Source organism: Phenylobacterium sp. (genome assembly GCF_036723115.1).
Taxonomy (GTDB): domain Bacteria; phylum Pseudomonadota; class Alphaproteobacteria; order Caulobacterales; family Caulobacteraceae; genus Phenylobacterium.
On sequence record NZ_DAIMHV010000121.1, the window covers coordinates 1 to 7,899 of the forward strand.

Annotated in this window: 7 protein-coding genes; 6 read left to right on the top strand and 1 reads right to left on the bottom strand. The window is 72.7% G+C overall.

The features are described 5' to 3' along the window. Window positions 1-177 precede the first annotated feature (177 nt). From rlmB to V7D28_RS11825, 6 genes are all read left to right on the top strand, one after another. A complete protein-coding gene (gene rlmB / locus V7D28_RS11800; protein ID WP_442957934.1) occupies window positions 178-969 on the top strand; it encodes a 23S rRNA (guanosine(2251)-2'-O)-methyltransferase RlmB in 792 nt (263 codons plus the stop codon). 213 nt (window positions 970-1,182) lie between these two features. Next, window positions 1,183-2,307: a hypothetical protein gene (locus tag V7D28_RS11805; RefSeq protein ID WP_333587580.1), complete on the top strand. Its 1,125-nt coding sequence runs from the start codon at window positions 1,183-1,185 to the stop codon at window positions 2,305-2,307. 98 nt (window positions 2,308-2,405) lie between these two features. Beyond that, entirely contained in the window at window positions 2,406-3,134 is a 729-nt protein-coding gene (locus V7D28_RS11810; RefSeq protein WP_333587581.1) for a TerC family protein, read from the top strand. Window positions 3,135-3,191: 57 nt separating this feature from the next. Further along, on the top strand, window positions 3,192-4,235 hold the full coding sequence (locus V7D28_RS11815; RefSeq protein ID WP_333587582.1) for a DUF2157 domain-containing protein: 1,044 nt from the start codon (window positions 3,192-3,194) through the stop codon (window positions 4,233-4,235). Continuing rightward, a complete protein-coding gene (locus V7D28_RS11820) occupies window positions 4,232-4,882 on the top strand; it encodes a GDYXXLXY domain-containing protein (RefSeq protein WP_333587583.1) in 651 nt (216 codons plus the stop codon). The genes V7D28_RS11815 and V7D28_RS11820 overlap by 4 nt, the downstream gene beginning before the upstream one ends. Further along, on the top strand, window positions 4,882-6,087 hold the full coding sequence (locus V7D28_RS11825) for a TIGR03862 family flavoprotein (RefSeq protein WP_333587584.1): 1,206 nt from the start codon (window positions 4,882-4,884) through the stop codon (window positions 6,085-6,087). The genes V7D28_RS11820 and V7D28_RS11825 overlap by 1 nt, the downstream gene beginning before the upstream one ends. A gap of 6 nt (window positions 6,088-6,093) precedes the next feature. Here the strand turns inward: V7D28_RS11825 and metG are convergent. Further along, window positions 6,094-7,899: methionine--tRNA ligase (gene metG / locus V7D28_RS11830; protein ID WP_333587585.1), on the bottom strand; the 1,806-nt coding region annotated here is incomplete at its 5' end.

Below are 7,899 nucleotides of genomic sequence, written 5' to 3' on the forward strand. Positions count from 1 at the left end.
GCGGATTTACAGTCCGCCCCCTTTGCCACTCGGGACATTCCCCCGCGCGCTCGGAACCTTTCCAAGACCTGAAACAAATTCCCTCCGCCCCCGGTTGCGGCCTCTGCTAGAAGCGGCGCCAACACCCGGGAAACCGGCGGAGACCTGTCCCGGCCTCAAAATGGAGCGCGTCTTATAGTGTCGTCGATCCGGGAACGCAACGCGCCCCGCAACAAGGCTCGAAAAGGGGCTGAAAAGCCTTTCGGCAAAAGGCCCGAGGCCCCCGCGCAAGGCTGGCTGTGGGGCTGGCACGCCGTCTGCGCGGCCCTGGAGAACCCCCTGCGCGGACGCCCAGAACGAATCCTCGCCACCCCTGATCGCACGGCGGAGCTGGCGTCCCGATTTCCTGGCCTGCGGGTGGAGACGGTGGAGGCCCAGCGCCTCAACCAGCTGCTGCCCGGCGCGGTCCACCAGGGCCTGGCCCTGCGCCCCGGCGACCTGCCCGAGGCGGACCTGGAGCGCTTCGCCGCCGAGGCCGGCCGGGTGCTGGTGATGCTCGACCAGGTGACCGACCCCCAGAATGTGGGCGCCATACTGCGCTCGGCCGCGGCCTTCGGCGCGGCGGGCGTCATCCTGCAGGACCGCAACGCGCCCCAGCTCACCGGCGCCCTAGCCAAGGCCGCGGTGGGCGCGGTGGACAAGATCCCCGTGGCCCGGGTGGTGAACCTCTCCCGCGCCCTGGAGCAACTGGCCGAGGCCGGCTGGCGCGCCGTGGGGCTGGATGGCCAGGGCGAGCTTGACCTGGACCAGGCCCTGGACGGCGGCCCCGTCGTCATCGTCATGGGCTCGGAGGGCGCGGGCCTGCGCCGGCTGGTGGCCGAGCATTGCGACGTCCTGGCGCGCATTCCCATGCCGGGGGGCTTCGAGAGCCTGAACGTCTCGGCCGCCGCCGCCGTGGCCCTGTACGAGGCCAGCCGCCCCAGGCGTTGAACCCGGTTTCCGGGCGCGGGCGAAAGGCGGGCTGCGCGGACCAACACGGTCCCGCAAGCAAAGCCGGCTTCTCGCCCCTGAGGCGAAGGCGGTTCCCGCGCCCCGATTGCGCGCTTTGATTTCAAGCCCGCGTCATGATTTCTTGATTTACCATGGACTCGGCCTGTGCGCGGGCAGGTGTTCGCTTCGGACACGGGAATGAGGGGACGTCCCATGACGATCAGGACTTTGAACGGAGGCCTGCGGGCCGGCGGCGGCCTTGGCCTCGCGCTCACGGTCAGCCTCATGGCTCTGGCGGGCTGCAGCCCGGCCAGCGGGCCCAGCGCCCAGTCGCCGGACTATTATACCGAGGCCCCGCCGCCCCCGCCGCCCCTGTTGGGGGAAGCGCCCTCGGCCCATCATGACGGCCTCATGGGCGGCCTGCCGCCCGCGCCGGGCGAAGTCTACGCCCAGGGCGGCCTGCCGCCCGCCGGCCAGCAGCCCAATGGCGTCGTGCGCTTCCGCCGCGCCGACGGGGTGCTGGTCACCACCATGCGGCCGATCCCCAATCCTGAGGACCTGTCCCGGGCCGAGCGCCAGCGCATCTATGGCGAGCGGCAGGCCAGGCTGGCCGCGCCGGCGCCCCGGGCGTCTGGCCAGCTGAGCCCGGCGCCGCGCGCCTCCCAGCCCGCCGTGGCCCAGGCCCGTCCCGCAACGCCGCAGGTCCAGGCCCCGGCCGCAACCGCTCAACCCGCCCGGCCGGCGGCGCCTCAGGCCCAGGCGCCAGCCCGCCCCGCTCCGTCGGCTCAGGCCCCCGTGGCCAAGCCCCCTGCGCCCGCGCCCGTGGCCTCCCAGCCCGCCGCGCCGGCCATCGCCGCTGCGCCTGAGGCCGAAGGCGGCGAATCCACCGGCCGCATCCGCAGCTTCCTGGAGCGGTTCAAGTTCTGGGGCCGCGAGGACGCGCCGGAGACCTCAGAAGTTCTGCAAGGCGCCGGCCAGGCCGCCTCCGACGCGGGCTCGGCCGTGGAGTCGGCGGCCACCGACGCCGCCGAAGCCGCGCAGGAGTCCAACATCAGCGGCTCGACCCTGCTCATGGCGCTCGCCGTCCTGGCCGCCGTGCTGATCCTGGCCGCCATCTCCCGCAACGTCGCCGCCCGTCGCAAGGAGGAGCAGCGTCGCCGCCGCTTCCGCACCTTCGGCTATGGCGAGACTTCCGAACCGGAGGCCGACCGCGGCTCCGGCCTGGCCGCCCCCGTGGCGGCCGCAGCCGCCGGCGCCGCAGCGGCCACGGCGGTCCACAATGCGTCGGACTCCGCCCCCGCCGAGACGGCTCCGGCCCGGGAAACCGAGCCAGCCTGAGCCCACGCTCCGGCCCGCGATTACTTTCCTCAGAACTTCGCCTCCGCAGCGCCATAATTGGCGTTGCGGAGGCTCAGGGGCTGGCGCATTGAAGCCGCATGCTTGAGTCATTACTCGCCGAACACGGCCCCGCCCTTTCAGCCCTTTTCCAAGTCCTTCTGATCGACCTCGTGCTGGCCGGCGACAACGCCGTGGCCGTGGGTCTGGCCGCGGGCGCCCTGCCCCCGGAGCAGCGCCGCAAGGCGATCCTCTGGGGCCTGGCCGCCGCCGTGACCATGCGGATCGGCTTCGCCCTGATCACCACCCAGCTGCTGGGCATCATCGGCCTGCTGTTCGCCGGCGGCCTGCTGCTGCTGTGGGTCTGCTGGAAGATGTGGAAGGAGTTGCGCGAGCAGGCCGTGGCCGACGAGGCCGACGCCGAGGCGGTGCTTGACGGCGACCCCGCCACGGAACCCCGCGCCCGGCCGGTGAAGACCTTCCGCGCGGCCTTCATCCAGATCCTGATCGCCGACCTGTCCATGTCCCTGGACAATGTGCTGGCCGTGGCCGGGGCGGCGCGGGAACACCCGGGCATTCTGGTGTTCGGCCTGCTGCTCTCCATCGCGCTGATGGGGGTGGCCGCCACCTACATCGCCCGCCTCCTGCACAAGTATCGCTGGATCGGCTATTTCGGTCTGGCCGTGGTGCTCTATGTGGCGCTGAACATGGTCTGGGAAGGCCACAGGAACGCCATCGTCAAGCTGGACGCTGTTCCGTCCTACAATGCGGTCATGCCGGGCTTCCTCGAAATCTCGCCCGAGGAAGCCGCCGAGCACAGGCTGCACTAGCCCCCAGGGGCCAGGGCCGGCCTCCGGGCCGTCCCTCGCCCCGCTGCTGGAGACGTGATGGCAGGCTACAAGGCCAGGCTGGCCAAGGATCTCGACGGCTGGATCGAGGCCGGGCTGGTGCCCGCCGCCTCCCGCGAACCGATCCTGGCCAGCGCCGCCGAGGGCCGCCGCCTGGACGCCGGGGCCGCGCTCGCGATCCTGGGGGCGGTGCTGGCCGGTCTGGCCGTCATCGCCTTCGTGGCGGCCAACTGGGACGCCATTCCCCGGCTGGTCCGCTTCGCCATGATCCTGGGCGCCTTCGCCGCTACCGCGGCGGGCGCCGCCTGGGCCGAGCTGGCCGGCCGGCGCCTCACCCGTGACGTGCTGCTGGGGGTGGCTGCTCTGATCTATGCCGCGGCCATCGGCCTGACCGGACAGATCTTCGACCTGGCCGGCGACCCTCAGGCGGCCCTGCGCGGCGCGGGCCTGGCCGCGGTGCTGCTGGCCCTGGCCGGCCGGTCCCAGGCCGCCGCCGTGGCGGGGCTGGCCCTCATCGGCCTGGGCGACTTCGCAGGTCCCGCGGGCCTGCTGGGGCTTGAGCTGCGCTGGCTGGCCCTGGCCGCCCCCGCCGGGGCCCTGCTGGCCCTGGGCTGGAAGGCGCGCAGCCTGGCCCACCTGGCCGGCCCCGCCCTGGTGATCGGCTGGCTGTTCGCCGCCCCCGACATCCGCCCGCAAGGCTATCTCGCCCTGGCCGGCGCCTTCGTCCTGGCCGGCGCCGGAGCGCGTCACATCCACGAGCGGGACTGGCCGGCGGCCGGCATCCTCTATGGCTGGCTCGCGCTCGGCGCCCTGGCGGCCTTCGCCGTGGGCGGGCTGGCCGGAGACGGCCTTGGCCTGATCCATCGCCTGGCCTGGCTGATCCTCGCCGGCGCTGCGGTGGCGCTCGGCCTGCACGACCGCACCGGGCCGGTGACGGCGGCCGGCGTGCTCGCCACCATCGCCGCGGTCAGCGCCATCCTCATGGACCTGGGCCTGGGGCTGATGACCGCCGCAGGCGTCTTCGCCGGCTGCGCTCTGCTGGCCCTGCTGGCCGGGGCGCTGCTCCGGAGGCGGCGCGCATGAAGGGCCTCCTTGTCACGGTGAGCACACCGCGGGGCCTCGCCCTGCGGATCGGCCTGGTCACCCTGCTGCTGATCCTCGCCCTGACAGGCCTGCTGGTGCGCGAGGATCAGGCCCGCCGCCAGGGGGCCGAGGTGCGCCTGGCCATGGAGGCCTTTGATCCGCGCAACCTGCTGAGCGGCCACTATGCGGCCCTGCAGCTCACCGAGGCCCTGCCGCCCGGAACCCCCTGCCCGCCCGACCTGGACGCCCACTTCGCCGGCCGTGACAGCTGGGTGGCGCTCAGCCCCGGCGCCGATGGCCGCCATCAGGTGAGCGGGGCCGGCGCAACCCGCGAGGCCGCCGCCCGCCACGGCCCCCTGGTGGTGCGCGGTCAGGCGACCTGCCGCGAGGGCTTCCTCGCCCCGCCCAGGGACGCGGCCGAAGACGCCGAGGCGCGCACCCCCCAGCAGATCGTCACCCTGGATATCGGCGTCTCCCGCTTCTATGCCGACCAGGCCGCCGCTGAAACCATGGAGGCCGCCCTGCGGGAGGCCGCGGCCCCGGGCGGCCTCCAGGCCTTCGCGCTCGTTTCCATCGGCCGGGATGGCCGGGCGCGCCTGAAGGGTGTGGAGATCGACGGCGAGCGTACCGAGCTGAGCTGGTTCTGATGGCCGACATCGCCGTGATCGGCGGCGGCCCGGCCGGGCTCGTGGCCGCCGAGACCCTGGCCGTCCGCGGCCACGCCGTCACCGTCTATGAGAAGATGCCCAGTCTCGCCCGGCGGCTGCTGATGGCCGGGCGCGGCGGCCTGAACCTGACCCACAGCGAACCGCTCGCCGCCTTCCTGGACCGCTATGGGGAAGCCCGCCCGCATCTGGCGGCCGCCATTGAGGCCTTTCCGCCGGACGCCCTGCGGGCCTGGGCTAAAGAGCTGGGCCAGCCCACCTTCGTCGGCGCCAGCGGACGGGTCTTCCCCAAGGCCATGAAGGCCTCGCCCCTGCTGCGGGCCTGGCTCGCCCGGCTGAACGGGCTGGGCGTGCGGATCGTCCTGCGCACGGCCTGGACCGGATGGACTTCTGACGGCGCCCTGCGTTTCTCAGGGCCCGAGGGGGAGGTCTTGGCCCGGCCGGACGCCACCCTGCTGGCCCTGGGCGGAGCGAGCTGGCCACGCCTGGGGGCCGACGGCGCCTGGACGCCCGCCCTGGCGGCGGCGGGCGCGGACCTCGCCGCCTTTGCGCCGGCCAATATGGGCTTCGACCACGCCTGGAGCCCCGACTTCGCCGCGCGCTTCGCCGGCCAGCCGCTGAAGGCGATCGCCGTGGACTTTGCGGGCCGGCGGGTGCTGGGCGAAGCGATGATCACCGCCTACGGGCTTGAGGGCGGCGCCCTCTACGCCCTGTCGCGGCCGCTGCGCCTGGCCCTGGAGGCCGAAAGCGCCGCCCAGATCGCCATCGACCTTCGCCCCGACCGGACTGTGGGGGCCTTGGCCGCGCGGCTGGAGGCCGGACGGGCGGGCGACAGCCTGAGCAACCGCCTGCGCAAGAGCCTGCGGCTCAGCCCCCTGGAGATCGCCCTTCTGAGGGAAGCCCATGGCCCCGCCCTGCCCCGGGAGCCGCTGGCCCTGGCCGGCGCGATCAAGGCCCTGCCCCTGAGGTTGAGCGCGTCCAGGGGCCTGGAGCGGGCGATCTCCAGCGCGGGTGGCGTGACCCTGGCCAGCCTGGACGCCCGCTGGATGCTCAAGGCCAGCCCCGGTGTCTTCCTGGCCGGCGAGATGCTGGACTGGGAGGCGCCCACCGGCGGCTACCTGCTGCAGGCCAGCTTCGCCACCGGCCGCGCCGCGGCGCTGGGCCTGGCCGACTGGCTGGCTGGCTGAGCGAGGCTAGGCCGGCTCGGCCTCCGCCCCCCCGAACCGCTCGCGCCACTCCGCGACCTGGGCGTCCTCGATCTTGCGGAACAGGACCTCGGGCGCCGCCACCGCCTGGCCGGGCGCCAGCGCGTTCAGCGCCTGGCCCGCCTCCGGCCAGCGGCCGGGATAGGACTGGCCGACGCCGGCGGCGATCTTCTCGCAGGCGAAGGGAATGAAGGGCTCGGACACCTTGGCGAAGAGGGCCACCAGATTGAGGCCCGTGCGCACCGCCACGGCGGCCCGCTCGCGATCGGTCTTGATGGCGGTCCAGGGCGCGGCCTCGGTCAGGTACTGGTTGCCCAGCACCCAGAGCTGGCGCAGCGCCTGGGCCGACTTGCGCATCTCCATGGCGTCCATCAACTCGGTCAGTTCGGCGAGCTTGGCCTCCACATCGGCGGCCAGCTTGGCCTCCAACTCGCCGGCCTCGCCGCCCTCGGGCACGACGCCCTCGAAGCGGCTCTCGGTGAACTTCAGGATGCGATTGACGAAGTTCCCAAGCACGTCGGCCAGGTCGGCGTTCACCTGGGCCTGGAACTGCTCCCAGGTGAAGGTGGCGTCCGACCCTTCCGGGGTATTGGCGATGACCCACCAGCGCCAGTAGTCGGCCGGCAGCAGCTCCAGCGCATGGTCCATGAACACCCCACGTTTCTGCGAGGTGGAGAACTTGCCGCCGTAATAGTCCAGCCAGTTGAAGCCCTTCAGCCGGTCCACCAGCTTCCAGGGCGCGTTGGTCGCCGGACGCCACGCGCCGTCAGCTCCACGGATTTCGTTCGCGCCCATCAGCGTGCAGGGAAAGCCCACCGTGTGGAAGGGCACATTGTCCTTGCCCATGAACTCCACATAGGTGACGTCGGCGGCCTCAGGCCCCCGCCACCAACGCTCCCATTCGGCGTCTGAGGCCTGGCCGCGGCCTTCGGCGGCCGCGCGCGCGTCGGCCCACTCCCAGGTGGCGCCGATGTATTCGATAGGCGCGTCGAACCAGACGTAGAAGACCTTGCCCGCCAGTCCAGCGACGTCGGGCTTGGCCCCCTGCGGGTTCGGGCCCCAATCGGCGGCGTTGACCGGCACGCCCCACTCCAGGTCGCGGGTGATGCCACGGTCCTGCAGGCCTTCGTCCAGCCACTTCAGCGCGATGGAGGTGACCAGCAGCGGCCAGTCCCCCTTCTTGCCGTCGATCCAGCCGCGCAGCTTGTCGGAGAACAGGCTCTGGCGCAGGAACAGGTGCTTGGAGGGCCTGATCTCGATGTCGGTCGATCCCGACACCGCCGAGCGGGGCGCGATCAGGTCGGCGGGGTCCAACACTCGGGTGCAGTTCTCGCACTGGTCGCCGCGGGCGGCCTCATAGCCGCAGTGCGGGCACGTCCCGATCACATAGCGGTCGGGCAGAAAGCGCCTGTCGGCGTTGGAATAGACCTGCTGGGTGACCCGCTCCTCGATGAAGCCGGCTTCCCAGAGGGTCTGGGCGAAGCGCTGGGTCAGCTTGTGGTTCTGGGGCGAGGACGAACGGCCGAAATGGTCCCAGGACAGCCCGAACCTCGCGCCGAGGTCGGCCTGGATGTCGTGCTGCTGAGCGCAGAAGGCGGCCGGGTCCAGGCCGGCTTCGGCGGCCGCCAGTTCCGTCGGCGTGCCATGTTCGTCCGTGGCGCAGATATAGAGGGTCTCGCGGCCGCGCGCGCGCTGGAACCGGGCGAAGACGTCGGCCGGCAGCATGGAGCCCGCCAGCGTCCCCAGGTGCTTGATCCCGTTGATGTAGGGCAAGGCCGAGGTGATGAGGATGCG